Raw genomic sequence first — 22,144 nt, forward strand, 5'->3', positions numbered from 1 at the left:
GGAACACGCTCGGAGCGATCCCGTCGGAGCGCTTGCGGCACCGCGCTCAGCGCAGGCGCAGTGCCTTCATGACCCGCAGGCTGCGGGTCATGAACTCCGCGTACTTCTCGTCCGTCATCCCGAAGGCCGGGCCCATCGGAAGGATCCGCTGGTGGGCGACGGTCTGGGCCTCGGTGTACTTGAGGATGCCCTCGGAGCCGTGCCGGCGGCCGAGGCCGGAGTCGCCCATGCCGCCCATGGGCGACTGGGCGCTGCCGTAGGCGGCCGCGTAGCCCTCGTTGATGTTGACGGTGCCGGTGCGCAGCCGGGCGGCGACCGCGGCGCCCCGGCGTGCGTTCCTGGTCCAGACGCTGGAGTTCAGGCCGTACGGGGTGGCGTTGGCGCGCTCGATCACCTCGTCCTCGTCCTGGAAGCGGTAGATCGACACGACCGGGCCGAAGGTCTCCTCGGCGCACACCGCCATGGGCGCCTCGACACCTTCGAGGATGGTCGGCTCGTAGAAGAGCGGGCCGATGTCGGGCCGGGGGCGGCCGCCCGCGAGCACGGTGGCGCCCTTGGCGACGGCCTCCTCGACGTGCCGCGTCACGGTCTCCAGCTGCCGTTCGGAGACGAGCGAGCCCATGTCGGCGCCGTAGGCGAGGCCGGTACCGAGCCGCATGGCCCGGGTGCGGGCGACGAAGCGCTCGGTGAACTCGTCGGCGATCGACTCGTGGACGTACAGCCGCTCGATGGAGATGCACAGCTGGCCTGCGGAGGAGTAGGCGCCGCGGATCGCTCCGGCGGCGGCCTTCTCGACGTCGGCGTCGTGCAGGACCAGCATGGCGTTCTTGCCGCCGAGCTCCAGGGAGCAGCCGACCAGGCGGGCGGCGGCGCCCTGGGCGACCTCGCGGCCGGTGCGGGTGGAGCCGGTGAAGGAGACGTAGTCGGCGTGGGCGACGACGGCGGGGCCGACGACCGGGCCCTCGCCGAGGACGACCTGCCAGACCTCCTTCGGCAGCCCGGCCTCGATCATCTGCTCGCGCGCCCAGAGGGCGGTCAGCGCGGTCTCGGTGTCGGGCTTCATCACGACGGCGTTGCCCGCGACGAACGCGGGCAGCGCGTCGCCGACCGACAGCTCGAACGGGTAGTTCCAGGGCGCGATCTGGCCGACGACGCCACGCGGCTGGCGCAGTTCGGTCACCTTGGTCAGCGTCGGTATGACACCGGTGTGGCCCTTGGGGCGCAGATACGCGGGGCCCTTGCGCCCGTAGTGGCGGGCGGCGACGGCGACGGACTGCACCTCCTCGTGGGCGTGCAGCCGTGCCTTGCCGGTCTCCAGCTGGATCAGGTCGACGACCTCGGAGTGCCGGGCGAGGACCAGGTCGTGGAAGCGCAGCATCACGGCGGCGCGCTCGCGCGCGGGCACGGCGGCCCACGCCCACTGCGCCTCCCGGGCGCGCTCGAAGGCGAGGGCGACGTCCTCCGGGGTGGACTCCGGGAGGTCGGCGAGCTTCTCGCCCGTGAACGGCGTGTGGTTGAGGGTGCGGCCGGAGCCGACGACGCCCCGGGTGAGACGGGCGACGAGGGCGGGCGTGACGACATCGGCGGCGGTCCTCGCCCCCGCCGGGGCGACAGGGTTGCCGCCGTTCTCCGCTGCCACCGTCGTTGCTGTTGCGCTGTGCCGCGAGTCGGTCATGCGGCTGAGCGTATGTCGGCCGGCACGCTTTGGGTACCCGGTAGTAACTGGTTTTCGCCGGGTACCCGCGCCGCACTATTCCTGAATCTTCAGGTACTTGACGACGTTCTCGAAGAGCTTGTCGCCGTCCTTACGGCCTTCGCCCTTCTCCGGCATGCCGACTTCCAGCCTCCAGACGGCGGACTTGTCGTCATTGACGAAGATCTGGTTGCGCCGCAGGCGCTTGGGGGCGTCGTCGCTGTCGCCGGACTTCCGGTAGACGGTGACGACTCCGGCGGACTGGAGGCCCTGGTGGGCGGAGGCCTTGGACGTGGTCGACTTCGAGTCGTTGAGCGCGTCCCGGTGGCCGCCGTCGCTCCGGTACCGGTCGGCGAGCCGCTTGGCCTCCTCGGTGGCGGAGGCGACGTCCTTGGGGTCCTTCAGGCCCGCGTTCTTGGTCCGCATCTCCGGGGTCTCCCGGCTGAAGGTGATCAGGAAGACGCCGCTGGGGTCGCTGAACTGCACCCAGCCGGCCTCGGCGTTGACACCCTTGGTGTAGTCCTCCGGGACCGCGAGGGACGCCTTGACGGCCTCGGGCTCGTCCCGGACCTTCCAGTGCAGCGGGACGGCCGGGCCGACCGCGAACGGGTTGACGATCAGGAGCGTGGCGGCGACGGCCGCGGCCACCACGCCGCCGCCGAGCCCCCATTGCGCCTTACGGTTGCCGTGGAGCACGGGCGGCACCCAGCGGCTGCCGGTGACGGGCGCGGCGGCCGGGGCGTAGGCCAGCGGCTGCGGGGTCGTCGGCCGGGCCACGGCCTCCAGCGCCTGCCGGACCTCGGGGGCCGTCGGGCGGGCCGCCGGGTCCTTGCGCAGCAGCTGCATGATCAGGGCGCCCAGCGCGCCGGAGCCGCGCGCGGGCACCTGGGGTTCGGCGGACAGGATGGTCTGGAGGGTGGCGGGCGTGTTGGAGCGCCGGAAGGGGGAGACGCCCTCCACGGCCGCGTAGAGCACGACGCCGAGGGACCAGAGGTCCGACTCGGGGCCCGGCCGCTGCCCCAGGACGCGCTCGGGCGCGACGTACTCGGGCGAGCCGACGAAGGCGCCGGTCTCGGTCAGGCCCTGCTCGCCCTCGATCTGCGCGATGCCGAAGTCGGTGAGGACGACGCGCTCGTTGCGCCCGAGGAGCACGTTGTCGGGCTTCACGTCGCGGTGCAGCACCCCGGCCTCGTGCGCGGCGGTGAGCGCGCCCAGGACGTCCAGGCCGATCCGGGCGGCCTCGCGCGGGTCGAGGGTGCCCTCGGTGAGCTGGTCGCCGAGCGAGCGCCCGCGCACCAGCTCCATGACGATCCACGGGCGGCCGTCCTCGACGACGACGTCGTGCACGGTGACGACGGAGGGGTGGTCGATGCGCGCGGCGGCGCGGGCCTCGCGCTGCATGCGCAGGTGGACGTTCTGCCGGTGCTGCTCGCTCAGGTGGTCCGGGACGCGCGGCTCCTTCACCGCCACGTCGCGGTCGACGACCTCGTCGCGGGCCTTCCAGACGGTGCCCATGCCGCCGTGGCCGAGCCGGGAGACGAGCCGGTAGCGGCCACCGAGAAGACGGTCGGCCCTGGGGTCGGGTGCGGCGGCCGGGGCGGGGGTGGAGGTGTGCAGCGCGGTGGGGACGTAGGGGCCGGGCGGCGGGGTGCCGTGGGGCGGGGTGCCCTGAGGGGGCGCGTGGTGCGGCTGCGCCGGCTGGGCGGGCCCGGCGTGCGGCGGCATGGCCTGGGAGGGCGCCTGCGTCTGTACCTGGGCTGATGCCTGCGTCTGGGCGGATGCCTGCGGTACGGGCGCCTGTGCCGCGTACTGCGGGTATGCGGCCTGCGGCGGCGTGCCGTACGGCGGTGTGCCCGCCGGGACGCCGCCCGGGGCGCCTCCTTGGAAGCCCGCCGGGGCGCCCGGCACTGCGGCGCCGGGGGCGGCGGGTCCCGGTATCGGCGGCTGGAGATCGTAGCTGGTGGGCTCGCTGGCCCGTCCCCCGTCGTTCGTCATGCACCCATCATCACCGATGGTGAGGCGGGTCCCGTCCCCCGCCGAGCGGCCGTCACAGGGTCCCCGAGGGGCCCTCACGGGCTCGAAACGGGCCTGATGCGGACGAACGTGTCGAGCGCCGTCTCCACATGGCGCCGGACCTCCGCGGACCGCGCGGCGGGTCCCGAGGCCCACACGTCGTACGTCTTGCCCGCTTCGTCCCAGCAGATGTCGTACGTCCGCAGGGACCGGTTCCCGTCCGGGCCGTCCCAGGTGAACTCCCAGGCCGCGGCGGGACGTCCGCGGGTCCGGGTCCCCGTGACGGTGGCGTCGCGGTAGCCGGGGTAGCGGGCCGGGGCCTGGGCGGCCGCCGCGCGCAGGGCGCCTACGGGGCCGCCCGGCTGCGGGTCCTGGATGAGGACGCCGAGGCGGAACTCCTTGCCGGGCGAGTAGTAGAAGACCCGCGGGGGTTCGAAGGAGCGGGTGAAGCCCTCGGGAACGGCGAGGGCGAACCCGGCCGGGTCCTGGACCGCGCGGTAGCCCGCGGGGGCTCTGACGGGCGCGGAGACGGGCGGCTGGGGCGGCGACGGCAGCACGGAGGGGGTCGGCCGGGAACGGGTCAGGGGCCCGCTCGCGGCCCCCGTCGGCGCGAGGGGCCCTCCGGCGTCCCGGCCGGCCAGCAGGGCGGCCAGCCCGGCACCCACACCGGCCAGGGCCACGACGGCGACGGCCGCCGTAAGGGCGATGCGCGCGCGGCCGCCGGGCCCGTACAGGGTGTAGGGCGGCTGCGGGTCCGGCTGACCGCCGCCGGGCTCGCAGACCGGGTCGAGATACGCGCGCAGGAGCCGCTGGGCCTCGTCGGCGCCCATCCTGTGCCGGGGGTCGCGCTCCAGGAGGCCGCGTACGACCGGCAGCAGCGGGCCGGCGCCCGCGGGTGGCCGGATCTCGTCGTGGACGACGGCCTGGAGGATGCCGCCGAGGGAGTCCCGGCGGAAGGGTGACTCCCCGCTGAGCGCCACGCACAACAGCACGCCCACGGACCACAGGTCGGAGGCGGTGCCCGTCTCGCCGCCCGCGATCCGCTCGGGCGCGGTGAACTCCGGGGACCCGACGAACGCGCCGGACTCCGTAAGGGTCGTCGCACCGGACACATGGGCGACGCCGAAGTCCGTAAGGACGACGCGTCCGGTGCCGGTCTCCAGCAGGACGTTCGCGGGCTTGATGTCCCGGTGCAGCACCCCGCGCGCGTGGGCGGCCCGTACGGCCCCGAGCAGCGCCAGCCCGATCCGCGCCGCCTCCGGCAGCCCGACCGGCCCGTCCGCCACCAGCACGTCGGACAGGGTGCGGCCCTCGACCAGCTCCATGACGATCCACGGGCGGCCGTCCTGCACGACGATGTCGTGCAGGACGACGACGTTCGGATGGCTGATCAGGGCGGCGGCTCTGGCCTCGCGCAGGGTGCGGTCCAGTTGCGCGCGCGTGGCGGCCCCGGCGAGCGTCCCGCCGTCGACGTGCAGTTCCTTGACGGCGACCTCACGGGCCAGGAGCTCGTCGGTGGCCCGCCATACGGTGCCCATGCCGCCCCGGGCGATCCTCGTACGGAGGCGGTAGCGGCCGGCGATCAGACCATCGTGCGCGGCGAAGGTCCCCATGAGCACATCTTGCCCCGGGGCCACTTGGGCCTATCGGCCTGTACCGGTCGGGTCTGGTCCGGAGGGAAAATTTCCGAACCGGGGGTTCCGTTACGTGCGCCTCCCCGGCCGTCCGGGCGCGGGCTCAGCGGCCGCCCTCGCCTGCGTCTTCGCCCCACAGATGGGTGCTGTGAGCGGCCACGAGGGCGCCGATCGCGGCGAGGATCTCCCCGGCGGGGCGCGGGTCCAGGCGCCGGCCGTCGCGCAGGCGTACGGCGAGGTGGCCGTCGGCGGCCTCCTCGGGGCCGATGACGGCCTGGTACGGCACGAGCCGCGCCTGACGGATACGGGCGCCCAGGGTGCCGTGTCCGGGGCCGCTGACCTCCGCCCGCAGGCCCAGGTCGACGCACCGGCGGGCGACCGCCTCCGCGTCGGGCACCTGGGCCTCGGAGACCGGGAGCAGCACGAGTTGGGTGGGCGCCAGCCAGGCGGGGAAGGCGCCGCCGTGCGCCTCGATGAGGTGCGCCACGGCCCGTTCCACGCTGCCGATGACGGCGCGGTGGACCATGACCGGGCGGTGCTTCGCGCCGTCCGCGCCGATGTAGTGCAGGTCGAAGCGTTCGGGCTGGTGGAAGTCGACCTGGACGGTCGACAGGGTGGACTCCCGGCCGGCGCCGTCCGCGACCTGCACGTCGATCTTCGGCCCGTAGAACGCGGCCTCCCCTTCGACCGCCTCGTACGGCAGGCCGGAGCGGTCGAGGACGTCGGTAAGGAGGACGGTCGACCGCTCCCACATCTCCGGCGCGGCGACGTACTTCCCGCCGGGCCCGGGGAGCGAGAGCCGGTACCGGGCCGGGGTGATCCCGAGCGCCTCGTACGCCCGCCGGATCATCTCCAGCGCGGCGGCGGCCTCGTCCGCGACCTGGTCCAGGGTGCAGAAGATGTGCGCGTCGTTCAGCTGGATGGCCCGTACGCGGGTCAGGCCGCCGAGTACGCCCGAGAGTTCGGAGCGGTACATGGCGCCCAGCTCGGCCATGCGCAGGGGAAGTTCGCGGTAGCTGTGGGAGCGGGACCGGTAGATCACGGCGTGGTGCGGGCACAGGCTCGGCCGCAGGACGACCTGCTCGGCCCCGAGGTCCATCGGCGGGAACATGTCGTCGCTGTAGTGCGACCAGTGCCCCGAGATCTCGTACAGCTCCCGCTTGCCCAGCACGGGCGAGTACACATGCCGGTAGCCCGCCTTCCGCTCGGCGGAGCGGATGTACTCCTCCAGCGCGTGACGTACGGCCGCGCCGTCGGGCAGCCAGTAGGGAAGCCCGGCGCCGATCAGCGGGTCGGTGTCGAACAGGGCGAGTTCGCGGCCGAGTTTGCGGTGGTCGTGGGCGTGGGCGTGGTCCTGCATGACGGTCTCCTCGCGGACGTGGAGCGAGCGACCGCAAGCCGAAGCCCCGGGGCACTCGCCCCGGGGCTTCGGACTGGACATCTGTCAGCGCGCCGGGACAGTCTCCGGCGTCGTCGTCATGACGGTGATGGCGCGCTGCATGACGGGGACGGTAACAGGAGGGTGGGGCGGGGTGCACGGGGTTTTCCACCGGGTCCTCGCCGTGACCCGCGACCGCGCGAATGCGTGCCCTTGACCCTGCGGCGCCATAGGGAAGCGTGCGCCTCGGGCGACGCGTCTGCCACAATTACCGGATAACGAAAGGCAATTCATTATCCTGGTGATCGGATGAGCAGGTAATCCGCCTTTCAAGTTTGGACATTAGTCCAGTATCGGGAAACCGGCTGTGGAGTTAATCTCACCTCGACAGGCCCGGCTCCGGTGCCTCCGAATTCCCCGCGACCTTACGCGCTTTCCCTGTCGGCCTCGTTCGTCACGCCTGTGCCGACCGGGCAGGCCCCGAGCTCACGGAAAGAGAGGAACGCGAAATGAACAACGAAACTCCCGACGAGGCGGCCATCAACTCCCCAGCAGAGGACGGCTCGACAGCTGTCGCCGACGCTCCGGCTCCGGCGGATGCGGTAAGGGCCGTCGTGCAGGCCAACGGGGTCCTCGTCGCCGCGCAGAGCCTCGGCGCCACGTCGTCGACCAGGCTGGCCGTCGGCACGTACCAGGTGTGCTTCAACGTAGTGGTCACCCGCGGCACGTATCTCGCGACCGTCGGGCTTCCCGGCAACACGGGCACTCCGCCGACCGGTGAAATCACGGTCACGGGCCGGGCCGGCACCACGAACTGTCTGTTCCTTCAGACGTTCAACTCGGCAGGGGCACTGGCAGACCGCAGCTTCCACGTGGTCGTGGTGCGGTAGGAAATCGACGACGTCGACAAGGGGGCGTCCGAAGCCATGGAAGGTGGCTTCGGGCGCCCCTTCCGACTGTACCGGCACGGTTCATCGCTTGGAGCGCATCGGTCACGCGGCCGCGCGAGTCAGTTCGCCGCGTGCGAGGGCTTGGGCATTCCCTACTGCGCCGTGAACTCGTACTGCAACTCGTAAAGGTGGCCGGCCTTGGCCATGACCGCGACCTCGACCGGCCGCTCGTCGTCGCTGTACAGCGTCCGGAGTGTGCGGAGCACCGGCAGGCTGCTGGGCAGCCGCAAGGCGCTGAACTCCTCCTGGGTGGGGACACGGGCCGACACCTTGTCCACGCTGAGCCGAGGCGGGAAGCCCAGCTCGGCGAGGAGGGTGGGAGTGCCGCCCTTGATCCTGCGGCGCTCCATGAGGGCCGTGCCCCGGGCGATCTTCAAGGGGTAGTAGCACTTGACGAGTTCGACGGGTTCATCGTCGATCAGGAGTATCTGGCGGCGCAGCAGCACGGTGTCACCCTTGGCGATGTTCAAGGCTGCGGCGACATCCGCCCCGGGCGTCACCTCCGCGACCTCCAGCAGCTTGCTGCGCGCTTCCCCTCCCAGCTTCGACGCTTCGGTGAGCCAGCGGTACGGCGCGCCGGTCGCCGACGGGGCCATGTAGGCGGCAGGCCTCATGGTGCGCTGCCGACGCGGGCGTACGGTGACGGCGCTGCCGGGACGCCCGACGATCAGACGCTCCTCCTTGAGGAGGTGCAGCGCCTTCTGGATCGTGGCGTTCGAGGCGTCGAACCTCTCCCGGAGCTGCGTGGTGGACGGCAGGTTGTCGCCAGGGCCGAGGTCGCCACTCATGATCTCGTCGCGCAGATCCGCGGCGATCCGCTCGTGCAGTGAGCGGCGGTCCGACGCCCCCACCTCGCTGTTGCCCACGATGTCCTCCGACCTGTTGACCCTTTCGACCCTTACCGTCCCCCACGGTATGCGACTTGAGAGGGATTACTGCCGCCAGGGCACCTTGCTGCTATTCGCGAATAGCGATACGGTCGCGCCAGGAGGTGCGGGAGCGATGACGTACAGGAACGGCGCGTTCGTGGTGGACACCCGAGAAGGGGTGATCGCCCAGGTGATCGGCGCGGTGGGCGACCGCGTACAACTGCGCAAACCCGGCGGCGGGCTCGAATGGGAGGTCCCCTTCGCCGCGTTGCGGCTGGCCACCCGGCAGGAGCGGGAAGCCACCGGCCTCTGGCCCGACAAGAGCCTTCCGGCCTACGGCTGCGCGGAGTGCGTCCAGTTGGACGCCGCGCGGCGGGCCGCCGCCGAGGGGGACGACGAGATCAAGGCCGGGGACGCGCTCGTCGCCCAGCGACGCCACTGGCGGTCGGCGCACATGCTGCCGGTGGGGCGATGAGGGCCGTCACGGCCGCGTGCCCCCACCTCGCGGGCTGGGCCCGCGCCGGAGGCGAGTCGCGGTGCTGCGCGTGCGGGGTCGTACGGTTCACCGACTACGGGGCCGTACGCCCGCCGGGGCTGCCCCAGGCGATCACCCCGGCCGGTGGACGGGCCCGCCGCGCGGACCGGGCCGCCGCGTCGTGGATCTCGGAAGCGGCGCGGCGCCGACGGAGGCCACGGCCCCCGGGGTGGTGAATCCGAGGTCTCAGGCCCGTCGGACAGCCGACCGACGGGCACGGCCTGGCCCACCTCCACCACTTCACAGGCTGCGGGCGGTGATGTCGCCGTACGCGGTGGTCGCGTGGATGGTCAGGCCGGCGGCACCCCCGGCGTTCTGAAGGGCGTTGTGGATACGGCCGTAGGTGGTGCCTGCGTCGAGGGAGGCGGAGACGCCCCGGGCGGCGTCGATCGAGATCCCGCCGGCCTCGGTGCGCAGTTCGACCGTGCCACGGACGGCCTCGGCGATACGGATGTCGCCCTTCTGGGTGCTGACCTGCGCGTCGCCGCCCAGGCGGCCGACCACGACGTCGCCCGCCAGGAGCGTGAGGCGGGCGCTCGCGACCTCGTCGATCTTCACCGAGCCCTGCGCGCCCTCGAAGGCGACGTCGCCGAGCCGCCCGACACCCCGGAACTCGGCCGCGGCCGCCTTCGCCTCGACGCGGGAACCGGCGGGCAGCTGCACCGTCACCTCGACCGACCCCGAACCACCCAGGACCCGGTTCCTCACCGGCGCACCCTCCACCCGCAGGACACCGTCGGCGAACACGACCTCGACCTGCTCCGCGGCCTTCACGTCACGGCCGTTGGAGGCGTCCGCGGGCAGGACCTCGACCGTGGTGTCGGCCCGGTCGGCGGCGATGAAGCGGATACGCCCGGCGGGGATGTCCAGGACGGCGGCGATCGGGGCGGCGGTGGCGAACTTCTGCATGATGACTTCCTTCGGTTCCGGTCGGCGTTTCCGACAACGCAAAAGCTACGTTGCGTTCAAGGAACCAGCAACATCTTCGTTGCACACAAACATCATCTATGCAGGTCAGAGGCTCTAAATCATTGCAATGATCTGAGATCTAACGCAACATCGATGGCCATTTCGTTGCAATGAAATGAGGATGAACGCTATGCTGGGGCCACCGACGAGCACAAAAGGGAGATCACGATGCCGGGAGGCAGGCTCACCCAGCCCGAACGCCAGCAGATCGCGCTGGGACTGGCCGACGGCCTCGCCTACGCCGAGATCGCCAGGCGCCTCGACCGCCCCACCTCGACGGTCACCCGTGAGGTGACGCGCAACGGCGGCCCCGCCGGCTACCGCGCCGACCTGGCACACCGCGCCACCGAGCGCCGCGCCCAGCGGCGCAAGCAGGCCGCGCCCCGGGGGTCACAGCAGGCGCCGCAGCCGCACGGGCGCGACCCCGAGGCCGTGCGCGAGTACGAGGAGGTGTTCACCACCGTCTTCATGCAGTCGGGCCTGCCCAAGATGATGGCCAGGGTGCTGACCTGCCTCTACACCACCGACGCGGGCAGCCTCACCGCCGCCGAGCTCGTCCGGCGGCTCCAGGTCAGCCCGGCGTCCGTCTCCAAGGCGATCGCGTTCCTCGAAAGCCAGGGCCTGGTCCGCCGGGAACGCGACGAGGGCCGCCGCGAGCGCTACACGGTCGACGACGACGTCTGGTACCAGTCGATGATCGCCAGCGCCCGGGCGAGCCTCCAGCTCGCCGAGACCGCGCGGCAGGGCGTCGGTGTCCTCGGTTCCGGCACCCCGGCCGCCGCCCGCCTGGAGAACATCGCCCGCTTCGTCGACTTCGTCGCCGAGAGCATCACCCGCGCCGCGGAGCAGGCCCGCGACGTCCTCCATACGAAGGCACCCTCGGACGATGCCGCCGAGCCGCGCCCCGACCGCGGCGAGGCAGCCGCCCCCGGAACACGCGGCTGATCCGTCGCCTCGCCCTCCCCGTCGCGGAAACCGTCCTTCTCACCCCGCCTGACGGCCGGTTGGCGGCAGAGGAACGCGTGACGCCGGGCTTCCGGAGCACCCCCGTCGCCCCGGAAGCCCGGCCTCACGCGCGTACCGCCGCGGACCGGGACAGGCCCCGGCCACGCACGGGACCCGTCACGACAGGGCGTGCCCCGTCGTCGCGTCCACGTGCCCCGGCACCTCCTCGTGCCGGTCCCCGACCGTCAGTGTCCCCGTCGGCTCGAACAGCAGGATCGTCGCGCCGGCCGGCGCGTACGGCTTGTGCTCGGTGCCGCGCGGGACCGTGAAGACCGAGCCCTTGGGGAGGGTGACCGAGCGCTCCCCGGGGTCGCGCAAGGCGATGCGCAGCTCGCCTTCGAGGACGTGGAAGAACTCGTCGGTGTGCTCGTGGACGTGCCAGATGTGCTCGCCCGCGACCTTGGCGACGCGGACGTCGTAGTCGTTGACGCGGGTCACGATGCGAGGGCTCCACAGGGCGTCGAAGGAGGCCAGAGCCTCTCGCAGGGCGATGGGGTCGTTGCTCATGCCCCCATCCTGGGGACTGGCCGGGTGATCACGTGAGTGCTAGAAATCGCACATGCCGCAAGATTCCTCGCATGCGAGCCACCCGGGCGACGCGGGGTCCGCGCCACGGCTCCACCGCGTCGTCGTGATCGTCGACAAGAACTCGAACCCCTTCGAGCTCGGCTGCGCGACCGAGATCTTCGGACTGCGCAGGCCGGAACTCGGCCGGGACCTCTACGACTTCACCCTCTGCGCCGCCGAGCCGAACATCCTCATGCGGGACGGGTTCTTCACGCTCACCGGCGTCGCCGGGATCGAGGCGGCCGACACCGCCGACACCCTGATCGTCCCCAACCGCCCCGACACGGACGTACCGCGCCGCCCGGAGGTACTGGACGCCATCCGCAGGGCCCACGCCCGGGGCGCGCGGCTCGTAGGGTTTTGCAGCGGCGCGTACACGCTGGCCGAGGCCGGGGTGATGGAAGGGCGGCGGGCCACCGCGCACTGGCAGTGGGCGGGCTCGTTCCGCAGCCGCTTCCCGGGCGTGCGCCTGGAACCGGACGTGCTGTTCGTGGACGACGGCGACATCCTTACGGCCGCGGGGAGCGCCGCCGCGCTGGATCTCGGTCTTTACATCGTCCGCCGCGACCACGGTGCCGAGGTCGCCAACTCCGTCAGCCGGCGCCTGGTCTTCGCCGCGCACCGGGACGGCGGGCAGCGCCAGTTCGTGGAGCGACCCGTACCGGACGTGCCGGACGAGTCGCTCGCCCCGCTGCTCGCGTGGGCGCAGGAGCGGCTCGGCGAGCCGCTGACCGTCGCCGACCTCGCCGCGCGGGCCGCGATCAGCCCCGCCACCCTCCACCGCCGCTTCCGCGCGGAGCTCGGCACGACGCCGCTGGCCTGGCTCACCGGGGAGCGCGTCACGCTCGCCCGCCGCCTGATCGAGCGCGGCGAGGAGCGCCTCGACGTCGTGGCCCGCACCAGCGGCCTGGGGACGGCGGCCAACCTACGGGCGCGCCTGCGGCGGGAGACCGGCCTCAGCCCGACGGCGTACCGGCGGCGCTTCGGGCCGGTGCCGGCCTGATGGACCGGGGACCCCGCCGCCCCGCTTAATCGGTCGACGCCCGGCACCCGGGCCATGGATCATGCGCCGGTGACCCGAACCGACACGCCCCCCACCTGGGACGAACGCGCCTCCCTGGCCACCTTCCTCGACTACGCCCGCGCCACCGCCCGCGCCAAGTGCGAGGGCGTGACCGCCGAGGACGCCCGTAAGGCCCCGCTGCCGGGCTCCCCGCTGATGACCCTGTGCGGGCTGCTCAACCACCTGCGGTGGGTCGAGTACTACTGGTTCCAGGTCGTCTTCCTCGGCGAGGAGGACATCGCCCCGTGGACCGAGGACGACCCCGACTGGGAGATGCGCACGGCCGTCGGCATCCCGCTGCCGGAGATCCTGGCCGCGTACGAGGCCCAGAGCGCCCGCTACCGCGAGCTCGTGGCGGCCACGGACCTGGAGGCCAGGGCGGTGCGGACGGTGCGGGACGGGCTGCACGTGACGCTGCGGTGGGTGCTGACGCACCTCATCGAGGAGACGTCGCGGCACAACGGGCACCTGGACATCGTGCGGGAGCTGGTGGACGGGCGGACCGGCTCGTAGGGGTACGGTCGGCCCGTCCAGCGGCCGTACGCCTCAGCCGCGTCCCGCGTGGCTCGGCTCGATCAGGTCCCAGCGGTTGCCGTACAGGTCCTGGAAGACGGCCACCGTGCCGTACGGCTCCTGCCGGGGCTCGCCCTCGAAGACGACACCCGCCGCGCGCATGCGCGCGTGGTCGCGCGCGAAGTCGTCGGTGTTGAGGAACAGGCCCACGCGGCCGCCCGTCTGGTTCCCGATCCGCGCCTCCTGGGCCGGGTTGGCCGCCCGCGCGAGGAGGAGGCCCGCCTCGCGGGCGCCGGGCGGGGAGACGACGACCCAGCGCTTCCGCTCGTCGATGCGGGTGTCCTCGACGAGCGCGAAGCCGAGGACGTTGACGTAGAAGTCGATGGCCTCGTCGTAGTCGCGCACGACGATGGCCACGAGCCCGAGGTGATTCATCCGGTGATGATGCCTCACGGGCCCGGCCGTGCGACCGGTCGGGCGGGACCTGAGCATCCGGAATGTCATGTTCGGCCGGAGCGCCACGGCACCTCTCCCGGCCCGCGGGAAGCTTTACCCGACGGTCAGCCGATGGCGCCCGCCGCGCGGCTAGCGTCCTCGCCATGGAAAAGATCAAGGTCCTGGACGTGGCGGCCGGGCTGCCCGAGGTGTGGCGGTCGACGGTGCTGGGGACGGCCGGCGGGGCGCGCGTGAAGGTACTGCGGATGGGCGGGGAGGGGCTGCCGCCGGAGTCGCACGCGGAGGCGGAGGCGCTGTTCGTGGTGGAGGGGCGGATGGAGCTGGTGGTCGGGGGCGTCGACGTGGGGGTGGGGGAAGGGGAGATGTGCGTGGTCCCGGCGGGGGTGGCGCACGAGGTGCGGCCGGGGAGCCGGGGGGTGTTGCTGCTCGTGGAGGGCTAGGCGACGGATTCGAGCCGTCCCCCGGACTGCCCACACCCATGACCGGACATGCGCCGCTCACTCGAACGAGCAGCCGAATCCGTCCATCGCCGCAGCCCGCTCCAACCGTCCCCGCAGCGCGCTCGGACTTCGTCCGGCCTCACCGGAGCCCGGCGCCCGGAGGTTCCCCGACGCCGGGCCACCGCTCCCCCACGACCGGCGGCACGGCGGGGTGCACGGCAGCCGATCCGCTCCCTCCACCGCACCGCCGGAACCTCAGGAATCAGAGTCCGACGATGAACTTCCCCCTGGCCTTCGCCGGGTTGTAGTCCGTGTTGCCGTGATAGACGGCCGTGTATCCGGAGAACGCCGCCGTGGCCATCAACTGCGGGTCACTGATGTTCGCCCCGGAGTCGAGGTTCGCGTCACCGTTGGAATCGGTCGTGGCCGTGCCGAACTCCTGGTTCGTGCTGGTGACGACGAAGCTGATCCGCTGCCCCCCGATTCCGCCGCCGTCGGCCGTGGTGAGGTTCGCGCTCATCTCCGCCTGCGCCATGCCGATGATGCTGCCCCGCACTGTCTTTGCCGTGAGAAGGACGTTCTTCTTCTCGTGCGGGACGTCGGGCCCACTCGTCTGGTGCTGCTGGTGGAGCTGCTGCCACTGCTGGAACTGCTGCCACTGCTGGAACAGTTCGGCGTCGGAAACGGCCATCGGAGAACTCCTCGCGGTCGATTGCTGAGAGTTGTCTTCTTCGATGCGCGGCGCGGCGTGGGTGTCGCGACGATCGGACACCTTGGCAACCATTTACCCGACACCCGGAACGGAAAGTCTGATAACCGGGATATCTCCCGGCACTTTCCCCTCCTCGCCGCACCAGAAAGGTACGCCCGTAGCCGAATTGCGCACATCGGAGTGTTCCGGCCAGCCGCGCCCGTCCCGCCGGAACGAGCCACGGCCGCATCGCAGCGAGCGTTCGCCGGAGCTCGACGCCCACGGGAACCACAGGTCACAGACCGGCGACAGCTCCGGCACCACCGCCCACCGGAGCCCCCGGCACCATGGCTCGAACCCACGCCATAACCGTTTCTCCTCCCGGAAAACGATCCGGCAAGGGCCGGTTTCCGGAAGAACTTGAATCCGCATCTTCCCGGAGGCGGCAATCACCGCCCCGGGATTTGCGCACGGAATTCTGACGACCGTTAATTCGCCACGACAGGGGTCCCGGACATGGTCTTCTTCGCCAGCTCGTACACGGGAAGAATCCGCCGGTGCTCCGCCGTGTCGAAGCCGCGCAGCTGCACGACGGCCGCACCCTTCGGAGTGGACACCGCGAGCGCCCGCTGCTCCCGGTCCTCCTTCAGCTTGGGGCTGTTCAGCTTGTAGACGACCTCCACCGCCGGGAGCCCGCCGACCTTGATGTCCTGGTACTCGCTCTCGACGAGGTACTTCTTCTCCTCGGCCATGAAGGCTTCGAGCACCTGCCGCGCGGACGAGCCCGTCGCGGGGCCGGTCCACACCAGCATCCTGCTGATCACGCGCTCCTTGGTGTCGAGCTCACAGGTGCCCTTGAGGTACTTGTGCTCGGTCACCGACCCGAGGAACGCGGCGTCCCCCACCGACATCGACTTCGCCGTCCAGCCCTCACCCGTCTCGAACGACACCGGGAGTTCACACGCCGAACCGGTCCCGCCGACCCTGGTACCGCTGCCCCGCCCGGACTCGGCGGGCGGCTCGGCGGGCTTCGGCGACGCGGGCTTCGACGACTCCGGCTTCCCCGCGGCCTTGCCGGCGGCTTCGGCCTTGTCGGCCTTACCGGCCTTGTCGTCACCGTCGCCGGAAGTGCAGCCGGTGAGCGCGCCGACCATGAGCGCGGCGGTAACCAGTCCCCCTGTGATTCTGCGCATGAACCTTTCCCCGTCGATCAGGTAAAAGAAAAGGAAAGTAGCCCGGCGCACCGACCCCGTACAAATCGTTATTTTCCGCTACGCATTCGAGGCTCCCCGGACGCGACCTACTCCCGGTCCCCGGGGAACCTCATGATGGTGCGGACGGAAGGGACGCGATCGTGCCGGAACAGACACCACGACAGACCTGGGAGAGCGACTCCGCCAGGTACCTCACGCCGCGCGGCCGGGAGAAGCCGGACGCGTGGGCCGAGGAGGCCGGGGAGAGCAAGCGCCGGGGCGGGCAGCGGCTCCTCTCCGCCGGGACGGTCGTACCGCCCGCCGACGTCGCCCGCGCCCTCGGCCTGGAGGCCGGCGGGCAGGCGGTCTCGCGGCGGCGCCTGATCCTCCTCGACGACGAGCCGGTCGAGCTCGCGGACTCGTACTACCCGCCGCGCGTCGCCGCCGGGACCGCCCTCGCCGAGCCGAGGAAGGTGCCGGGCGGCGCGGTCACCCTGCTCGCCGAACTCGGTTTCCTGGCAACGCGGGTGGAGGAGACGGTCTCCGCCCGCCTGCCCACGGAGGAGGAGCGGGAGGCGCTGCGGCTCGGCGAGCACGAGCCCGTACTCGTCCTGAACCGGCTGATCCTCGACGGGGACGGGCTGCCGATGGAGTTCTGCGCGATGACCATGACCGCGAAGGACCGGACGCTCCGCTACCGCATGCGGCTCGACTGACCCCGGCCGGAACGTCCGTCGCACCGCCGGCCGCCCGTTCCGGGTGCGGACGGGCCGGGAAGAGCGCCGTGCGGTCGGCCCCGGCGTCGTCCGGGGCCGCCAGGTGAACGTCCAGTGGATCGTGGCTGCTCGACCGGCGGGCGGAGGAGATCGCGGCGGCCCGGGAGGTCCTGCGGCGGACGATCGCGGCGACCGAGGGGGCGGACGGCCCGGCCGCCGTCCCGGGCCCCGGTGGGCGCCCCGCCCTCACCGGTTGACGGCCGGCGGCCGCCCTCAGCCGAACTGCACGCTGCGGGGAATCGTCCCCCCTTGGAAGCTCCTCGCCATGCCCGGTGGGAGCGGCGACCCGACGACCGCCGACTCGCAGTCGCCCGGCTCCGCGTAGAACGTCGCCTTGGCGTGCGTGCCGTTTTCCGCGCGCAGCGCACCGGAGACCAGGAGATAGCACTCGCCGTCGTCCGGGTCGTCGAACCCGAGCGCCTCCCCGCTCCCCGACGCGTAGCTGAAGTGGCCCGTCGTGGCCTGCGCGCTGGTGGCGAGCCCGGTGGTCAGCACCAGCGCGGCTCCGGCCGTGACCACGGCCCGGCCCAGGCGTGTGAGTGCGTGCATGACGTCCTCCCCCGGCGGGGCGATGCCCGCCCGATCCCGCTTCGGTTCGCTCGCCCTAGATCTGGCGTGACGAAAGGCAGATAAACCGCTTTAAGGGGGACTGGGGGGTGAGGTCACCCGCATAGGTGAAGTTCGGAACTTCCGTTCCCGCCGTCGGCGTGCACGGCCCCGGCAGGCCCGTCCGACCCCGTCCGACCCCGTCCGGCCCCGGCCGACCCCCGGCGGTCCTCTCCCCCGCCCCGCCCGGCATCATGAGGCCCATGCGTATCCGACCTGTGCTCGTCTACGACGGTGACTGCGGCTTCTGCACGACCTCGGTGAACATCGCCGAGAAGCACGTCCGGCCCCGCTGCACCGTCACCGCCTGGCAGTTCGCGGAGCTGGACGCCCTGGGCGTCACCCAGGAGCGGGCCGAGCACGAGCTGCTGTGGATCACCCCGGCCGGGACGGTGTACGGCGGCGCCCAGGCCGTCGCCAAGCTGCTGCTCAGCGCGGGCGGCCCCTGGGCCGTCCTCGGCGCCGTGCTCAGGCTGCCGCCGGTGCGCTGGGCCGCCCACGGCGTCTACCGGCTGGTGGCCGACAACCGGCAGAAGATGCCGGGCGGCACGGCGGCCTGCGCCCTGCCCGCCGCGCGGCGGCCCGGGGCCGCGGGGTCCTGACGAGGGACGGCCGGGGACGGGCTCCCGGCGGCCGTCAGGCGCGGGCCGCCGACGGCCGGTCGCCCACGGCCGGCACCTCCGACGGCGGCCGGTCCCTCACGCCCGGCACCGACGGCACCGGCCCCTGCGCCGCCTTCTCGCGCTGCAACGCGGTGAGCCGGCGCACGAAGCACACGGCGAGGACGGCCGCCACGATGTCGACGGCGTCCGCGACGATCAGCACCCCGCTGGAGCTCCGGATCTTCTCGAACGTGTCGGCCAGGGCATCTACCCGGGTGGAGATCCAGCCGAGGGCCGTCGTCACGAGCCACATCACCCACCACGCGTTCATGACCGCGCGCGAAGCGGGCCGGGGCGCGCCCTCCGGCCCGTACGGGAGGCTCGCGTTCCAGGTGTCGTTGGCGATCTTCTTCGGGAACCAGAGGTTGACGACCGGCACGAACCAGCCGCCGACGGACCAGCCCCGGGCCATGCGGTGGCCGTCCGGGGCGAACACCTCCGCGTTGACGCGGACCCGGCGGAACCACAGCACGAAGAGGACGGCCGCGGCCACGTAGGCCGCGGACTGGGCGAAGCCGGCGACCGCCTGGGTGAGGTCGGCCCGGTCCAGGTCGGCGTCGGCCACGGTCTCGACGCCGTCGGCGAGGACCCTGTCCATCAGCCGGAACATGCTGATGTCGGACCAGACCGCGACGGCGTCCGTGACCGCGCAGAGCACCAGCAGGACGACGGTCGCGCGGGCGAGGCCGTCGGGGGAGGCGAGCCGCGCGCCGGGACCCGGGGGTGGCGCGTGGAAGGGCGCCGGGCCCTGCGGGTACGGAGCCGGCCCCGTGCCCGGCCCGTACGGGGACTCCGGGCCCGTCACCGGCTGCGCGCCGCCCGCCGGGTACGCGCCACCCGCCGGGCCCGCCCCGTCCCGCGGGATGCCCGGCCTCGCCCCCTCGCACGCGTCGCAACGCCCCGATCTGTGCACCGCGGGTTCCGCCCGGCAGTCCGAACACCACACGAGATGAATCCCTCTCCCTCAAGCCCCCGTTCGTTTGCCGGAACCATGACCCCCGTGCGGCCCCCGGGGTTGTACGGCACCCTTACGGACGTCACCGGCCATCCCGTCGCATTCCCACCGCATTCCCACCGCCAAGATCGCGCCATTTTTCCGGGCCGCGCGAATCGTCCGGCCGGGCGGCGGTGGATCATGAACTGCGCCGCCGGAAGGGACCGGCGGCGGTCCGGGGGAGGAAGAACAGTGGGTACCGCAGTAGCGCGGGAGGAACAGCGGGCGCCGGGACGGGAAGAGGAACGGGAAGAGGAATGGGCGGAGGCCCTGGGACTGACCCTCACCCCGCAGGCGGATTTCGCGGAATTCCGCGACCACCTCGGCGGCGCCCCCGGCTCGGACGGCGTGAATCCGGCATTCGATCCGCGCCACAGTTCCCTCTCCCCCGACACGAGTTTCTGGCTGGCCGCCCGGGACCGGGACGGCCGTATCGCGGCGTGCATCGCCTACCGGACGTTCCGCACCTCCGATGTGCGCGAACTGATCCGGACGATGCGGATCTTCTGCGAGGGGTCGTGCGACCAGCACTCGGGCACGCTGGACCTCGTACTCCCCGGGGAAATGCCGCGGATCGCCGGGCTGCTGGGATTCCCCGGCGGCCTGTGGGTGCGGGCGGACTTCCGGGGCAACGGCCTCTCGGAACACATGCTGCGCGCCGTCCGTAAGGAGGCCCTCGCGCGCTATCCCCTGGACTGGGAGGTGGCCGTCTCGTTCAAGAAGATCACCGACAGCCCGTCCCTGCGGTCGCTCTACGACTTCGAACACGTCGTGCCCTGCTTCGACGGCTTCTTCCCGCTGACCCGGCGCGTGGAGCGGATGGCCCTCCAGTACAGCTCGCGCGGGCATCTCGTCCGGAGCGTGACCGGCCGCCGGGCGCCCGGCGGCGGCGGGACGGCGGGCGGATCCCGGTGGGGAAATCCACCCTCGCACGTCGGGTAATATTGTTCCCGCAACGCCGACCGGTGGCCTGTCCGCCGGAACGCCGAGCACTCGTAGCTCAACGGATAGAGCACTTGACTACGGATCAAGAGGTTGCAGGTTCGAATCCTGCCGAGTGCACAGCGGACAAAGGCCCTCAGGAGAAATCCTGAGGGCCTTTGTCGTGTTCCCGGGAGCGGGCGCCCGCCCGTCCCCGGGGGCAGCGCTCACCGAGGGAACCAGACGTAACGGACGTCCGGTTCCCGTTCCTCGTTCCCGGAGCCGTCCGTGCGCTCGGCCGCCGTGAAGCCGTGGCGCTCGTAGAAGCGGTGGGCCGGCGTGTTGACCTGGAAGGTCCACAGCTCCAGGCCGGCGGGGAAGCGCTCCTTGGCGAGGGACAGGAAGCGGGCGCCCAGGCCGCGGCCGCGCCAGTCCGGGGAGAGGTAGAGCTGGTCGACGCGACCGGGGCCGGGGGTGCGGCCGCCGGCGCCCTCGGTCAGGACCAGCACGCCGGCGATCCCGCCGTCCCCCGCGTCCGCGACCCAGGTCTCCCGCTCCGGGATCACCACGTGGCGGAAGTAGGCGCGCACCTCGTCGTCCGAGTGGGCCCGGCGGACCGTCGGCAGGGCCGCGTCGTACGAGCGCAGCCAGACCTCGGCCACGGCCCCGGCGTCCGGGGCGGCGGCGCGGCGCAGGGCCGGGGCCGGCCGTCCCGGCCCGGGGGGCCTTCCGGCGGGGGCGGGCGTGGTGCGGGTTCCGTGGGTGTCCATGGCGGGCACCGTCTCAGACGGCCCTCCGCCCGCGCACTCTGTTTACCGGGTCCACCGGGTCCACCGGGTCCACCAGGTCCACCAGGTCCACCAGGTCCACCAGGTCCACCAGGTCCACCAGGTCCACCAGGTCCACCAGGTCCACCGGGTCCACCGGCCGCGCCCTTCGGCCGGGCCGGGCGCCGTCACCGGCCGAGGGATGGATCGCCCGGACGCCCGCCCGTGGAGGACAGGTTCCGCCCTATACCCCTTCTACGCTCGCCCCATGACCGCCCGCCCCCACGTCTCCGACGACCAGCGCCGCGCCCGCCTCGCCCGGCGTCACCTCCTCTCCCCCGGCCACCGCGCCGCGTCCGTCGAGGAGGTCGCCGACGCGCTCGTAGGGCTGCACGCCACCGACGCCGCGACCGTGTACCTGTCGGCGTGCGCGCGGCTGGCCGAGCCCTCGTCCGCCGAGGTGGAGCGGGCGCTCTACGAGGACGTGACGCTGGTGAAGCTGCTGTCCATGCGGCGCACGCTCTTCGCCGTGAGCTCCGGCCTCGCCCCGTACGTCAGCTCCTCCACCGCCCGCGCGATCGCGGTGCGCGAGCGCGCCCAGTTCGTGCGGTTCCTCCAGCAGAGCACCGACGGCGTCTGGGACGAGCGGCGGCTCGCGCGGACCGAGCGGGAGGTGCTGGACGCGCTCGCCGCGCGCGGCCAGGCGACGACGGCCGAGCTCGCCAAGGACGTCCCCGCCCTGCGGGAGACGATCGCGGTCTCGGTGGGCAAACCGTACGAGTCGCGGCAGAGCGTCGGCAGCCGGCTGCTGCGGCTGCTGGCCTCCGACGGGCACGTGCGCCGCGGCCGGCCGCGCGGCTCGTGGACCAGCAGCCTGTACCCGTGGGCGCCCGTGCCGCGGATCCCGGAGATGGACGTGCGGGAGGCGAAGGCGGAGCTCGCCCGGCGCTGGCTCGGCTCCTTCGGGCCCGCGACGGAGGCGGACCTGAAGTGGTGGACGGGCTGGACGCTCGGCGACACCCGTAGGGCGCTGGCCGATGTGGGCGCGGTGGGGGTGGAGTTGGCGGGCGGCGCGGCCGGGCACGCCCTGCCGGACGACCTGGACGACGTACCGCCCGCCGAGCCCTGGGCCGCCCTGCTCCCCGGGCTCGACCCCACGCCGATGGGCTGGCGCGGCCGGGACTGGTACCTGTCGCCGGACCTGGTGCCCGCGCTCTTCGACCGGGCCGGGAACGTCGGGCCGACGGTGTGGTGGGACGGCCGGGTCGTGGGCGGCTGGGCCCAGCGCGCGAACGGGCAGATCGTCTGGCGGCCGCTGGTGGACGTGGGACGCGAGGCGGCCACCGCGATCAACGCGGAGGCCGCCAGGCTGACGGGCTGGATGGGTGACGTACGGGTCACGCCGCGCTTCCGGACACCGCTGGAGCGGGAACTGGTGCGGTGAGCGCG

25 protein-coding genes and 1 tRNA gene are annotated in these 22,144 nt (G+C 72.6%); 12 read left to right on the forward strand and 14 right to left on the reverse strand.

Annotation, left to right across the window (positions count from 1 at the left end; all coding sequences use genetic code 11):
- Window positions 1–46: 46 nt before the first annotated feature.
- The 4 genes from SMD11_RS13370 to thrS all read right to left on the reverse strand — a co-directional run bounded on the left by SMD11_RS13370 (window position 47) and on the right by thrS (window position 6,700).
- Entirely contained in the window at window positions 47–1,675 is a 1,629-nt protein-coding gene (locus SMD11_RS13370) for a succinic semialdehyde dehydrogenase (protein ID WP_087926677.1), read from the reverse strand.
- A gap of 75 nt (window positions 1,676–1,750) precedes the next feature.
- Window positions 1,751–3,688 (reverse strand): serine/threonine-protein kinase, encoded by a 1,938-nt coding sequence (locus SMD11_RS13375; protein WP_087926678.1) that lies wholly within the window; start codon window positions 3,686–3,688, stop codon window positions 1,751–1,753.
- Window positions 3,689–3,762: 74 nt separating this feature from the next.
- On the reverse strand, window positions 3,763–5,319 hold the full coding sequence (locus SMD11_RS13380; RefSeq protein ID WP_087926679.1) for a serine/threonine-protein kinase: 1,557 nt from the start codon (window positions 5,317–5,319) through the stop codon (window positions 3,763–3,765).
- A gap of 124 nt (window positions 5,320–5,443) precedes the next feature.
- The gene (gene thrS, locus SMD11_RS13385) at window positions 5,444–6,700 is read right to left on the reverse strand and encodes a threonine--tRNA ligase (protein WP_087926680.1); all 1,257 of its coding nucleotides are present in this window, start codon (window positions 6,698–6,700) and stop codon (window positions 5,444–5,446) included.
- 527 nt (window positions 6,701–7,227) lie between these two features.
- Between thrS and SMD11_RS13390 the strand changes: the two genes are divergently transcribed.
- A complete protein-coding gene (locus SMD11_RS13390) occupies window positions 7,228–7,608 on the forward strand; it encodes a hypothetical protein (RefSeq protein WP_087926681.1) in 381 nt (126 codons plus the stop codon).
- Between the two features lie 152 nt (window positions 7,609–7,760).
- On the opposite strand, the gene SMD11_RS13395 is transcribed toward SMD11_RS13390, so the two are convergent.
- Window positions 7,761–8,534: a GntR family transcriptional regulator gene (locus SMD11_RS13395; RefSeq protein WP_087926682.1), complete on the reverse strand. Its 774-nt coding sequence runs from the start codon at window positions 8,532–8,534 to the stop codon at window positions 7,761–7,763.
- A 136-nt stretch (window positions 8,535–8,670) separates the two neighbouring features.
- On the opposite strand from SMD11_RS13395, the gene SMD11_RS13400 reads away from it, so the two are divergent.
- Together SMD11_RS13400 and SMD11_RS37310 are read left to right on the forward strand one after the other, a co-directional pair.
- Complete coding sequence (locus tag SMD11_RS13400) at window positions 8,671–9,012, forward strand: hypothetical protein (protein ID WP_087926683.1); 342 nt, start codon at window positions 8,671–8,673, stop codon at window positions 9,010–9,012.
- Window positions 9,009–9,248, forward strand: a complete 240-nt coding sequence (locus SMD11_RS37310) for a DUF6255 family natural product biosynthesis protein (RefSeq protein ID WP_418952440.1) — start codon at window positions 9,009–9,011, stop codon at window positions 9,246–9,248. Before SMD11_RS13400 ends, SMD11_RS37310 begins: the two co-directional genes overlap by 4 nt.
- Before the next feature lie 64 nt (window positions 9,249–9,312).
- Here SMD11_RS37310 and SMD11_RS13405 read toward each other — a convergent pair whose 3' ends face one another.
- On the reverse strand, window positions 9,313–9,981 hold the full coding sequence (locus SMD11_RS13405; RefSeq protein ID WP_087926684.1) for a DUF4097 family beta strand repeat-containing protein: 669 nt from the start codon (window positions 9,979–9,981) through the stop codon (window positions 9,313–9,315).
- A gap of 228 nt (window positions 9,982–10,209) precedes the next feature.
- Here SMD11_RS13405 and SMD11_RS13410 point away from each other — a divergent pair, with 228 nt between their 5' ends.
- The gene (locus SMD11_RS13410; protein ID WP_087926685.1) at window positions 10,210–10,986 is read left to right on the forward strand and encodes a GbsR/MarR family transcriptional regulator; all 777 of its coding nucleotides are present in this window, start codon (window positions 10,210–10,212) and stop codon (window positions 10,984–10,986) included.
- Between the two features lie 177 nt (window positions 10,987–11,163).
- Here SMD11_RS13410 and SMD11_RS13415 read toward each other — a convergent pair whose 3' ends face one another.
- Complete coding sequence (locus SMD11_RS13415) at window positions 11,164–11,553, reverse strand: cupin domain-containing protein (RefSeq protein ID WP_087926686.1); 390 nt, start codon at window positions 11,551–11,553, stop codon at window positions 11,164–11,166.
- Window positions 11,554–11,605: 52 nt separating this feature from the next.
- Here SMD11_RS13415 and SMD11_RS13420 point away from each other — a divergent pair, with 52 nt between their 5' ends.
- Window positions 11,606–12,616 (forward strand): helix-turn-helix domain-containing protein, encoded by a 1,011-nt coding sequence (locus SMD11_RS13420; protein WP_087926687.1) that lies wholly within the window; start codon window positions 11,606–11,608, stop codon window positions 12,614–12,616.
- Between the two features lie 69 nt (window positions 12,617–12,685).
- Window positions 12,686–13,189 (forward strand): DinB family protein, encoded by a 504-nt coding sequence (locus SMD11_RS13425; RefSeq protein WP_234366026.1) that lies wholly within the window; start codon window positions 12,686–12,688, stop codon window positions 13,187–13,189.
- A 33-nt stretch (window positions 13,190–13,222) separates the two neighbouring features.
- Here the strand turns inward: SMD11_RS13425 and SMD11_RS13430 are convergent, their stop codons facing one another.
- Window positions 13,223–13,624 carry a VOC family protein gene (locus SMD11_RS13430; RefSeq protein ID WP_087926689.1) on the reverse strand — a complete coding sequence of 134 codons (402 nt, stop codon included), beginning with the start codon at window positions 13,622–13,624 and terminating at the stop codon, window positions 13,223–13,225.
- A gap of 164 nt (window positions 13,625–13,788) precedes the next feature.
- Between SMD11_RS13430 and SMD11_RS13435 the strand changes: the two genes are divergently transcribed.
- Entirely contained in the window at window positions 13,789–14,085 is a 297-nt protein-coding gene (locus SMD11_RS13435) for a cupin domain-containing protein (protein WP_087926690.1), read from the forward strand.
- Window positions 14,086–14,347: 262 nt separating this feature from the next.
- Here SMD11_RS13435 and SMD11_RS13440 read toward each other — a convergent pair whose 3' ends face one another.
- Complete coding sequence (locus tag SMD11_RS13440; RefSeq protein WP_087926691.1) at window positions 14,348–14,776, reverse strand: hypothetical protein; 429 nt, start codon at window positions 14,774–14,776, stop codon at window positions 14,348–14,350.
- Between the two features lie 488 nt (window positions 14,777–15,264).
- Window positions 15,265–15,969, reverse strand: a complete 705-nt coding sequence (locus SMD11_RS13445; RefSeq protein ID WP_159395292.1) for a lipoprotein — start codon at window positions 15,967–15,969, stop codon at window positions 15,265–15,267.
- A gap of 161 nt (window positions 15,970–16,130) precedes the next feature.
- Between SMD11_RS13445 and SMD11_RS13450 the strand changes: the two genes are divergently transcribed.
- Window positions 16,131–16,685, forward strand: coding sequence for a GntR family transcriptional regulator (locus tag SMD11_RS13450; protein WP_087926693.1), 555 nt, complete (start codon window positions 16,131–16,133; stop codon window positions 16,683–16,685).
- Between the two features lie 273 nt (window positions 16,686–16,958).
- Here SMD11_RS13450 and SMD11_RS13455 read toward each other — a convergent pair whose 3' ends face one another.
- On the reverse strand, window positions 16,959–17,294 hold the full coding sequence (locus tag SMD11_RS13455) for a hypothetical protein (protein WP_087926694.1): 336 nt from the start codon (window positions 17,292–17,294) through the stop codon (window positions 16,959–16,961).
- Window positions 17,295–17,554: 260 nt separating this feature from the next.
- Between SMD11_RS13455 and SMD11_RS13460 the strand changes: the two genes are divergently transcribed.
- Window positions 17,555–17,953, forward strand: coding sequence for a thiol-disulfide oxidoreductase DCC family protein (locus tag SMD11_RS13460; protein WP_087926695.1), 399 nt, complete (start codon window positions 17,555–17,557; stop codon window positions 17,951–17,953).
- A 34-nt stretch (window positions 17,954–17,987) separates the two neighbouring features.
- Here SMD11_RS13460 and SMD11_RS13465 read toward each other — a convergent pair whose 3' ends face one another.
- Window positions 17,988–18,926, reverse strand: a complete 939-nt coding sequence (locus SMD11_RS13465) for a DUF4328 domain-containing protein (RefSeq protein ID WP_159395293.1) — start codon at window positions 18,924–18,926, stop codon at window positions 17,988–17,990.
- A 273-nt stretch (window positions 18,927–19,199) separates the two neighbouring features.
- On the opposite strand from SMD11_RS13465, the gene SMD11_RS13470 reads away from it, so the two are divergent.
- Both SMD11_RS13470 and SMD11_RS13475 read left to right on the forward strand, forming a co-directional pair.
- The gene (locus tag SMD11_RS13470; protein ID WP_087926697.1) at window positions 19,200–19,949 is read left to right on the forward strand and encodes a hypothetical protein; all 750 of its coding nucleotides are present in this window, start codon (window positions 19,200–19,202) and stop codon (window positions 19,947–19,949) included.
- A gap of 47 nt (window positions 19,950–19,996) precedes the next feature.
- Window positions 19,997–20,069 (forward strand) — tRNA-Arg (locus tag SMD11_RS13475).
- 86 nt (window positions 20,070–20,155) lie between these two features.
- On the opposite strand, the gene SMD11_RS13480 is transcribed toward SMD11_RS13475, so the two are convergent.
- Together SMD11_RS13480 and SMD11_RS35435 are read right to left on the reverse strand one after the other, a co-directional pair.
- The gene (locus SMD11_RS13480; RefSeq protein ID WP_087926698.1) at window positions 20,156–20,698 is read right to left on the reverse strand and encodes a GNAT family N-acetyltransferase; all 543 of its coding nucleotides are present in this window, start codon (window positions 20,696–20,698) and stop codon (window positions 20,156–20,158) included.
- 13 nt (window positions 20,699–20,711) lie between these two features.
- A complete protein-coding gene (locus SMD11_RS35435; RefSeq protein WP_159395294.1) occupies window positions 20,712–20,852 on the reverse strand; it encodes a hypothetical protein in 141 nt (46 codons plus the stop codon).
- Window positions 20,853–20,963: 111 nt separating this feature from the next.
- On the opposite strand from SMD11_RS35435, the gene SMD11_RS13485 reads away from it, so the two are divergent.
- Window positions 20,964–22,139, forward strand: a complete 1,176-nt coding sequence (locus SMD11_RS13485; RefSeq protein WP_087926699.1) for a winged helix DNA-binding domain-containing protein — start codon at window positions 20,964–20,966, stop codon at window positions 22,137–22,139.
- The last annotated feature ends 5 nt before the right edge of the window (window positions 22,140–22,144 follow it).

It is taken from the genome of Streptomyces albireticuli, assembly GCF_002192455.1.
In the GTDB taxonomy this organism is placed as follows: domain Bacteria; phylum Actinomycetota; class Actinomycetes; order Streptomycetales; family Streptomycetaceae; genus Streptomyces; species Streptomyces albireticuli_B.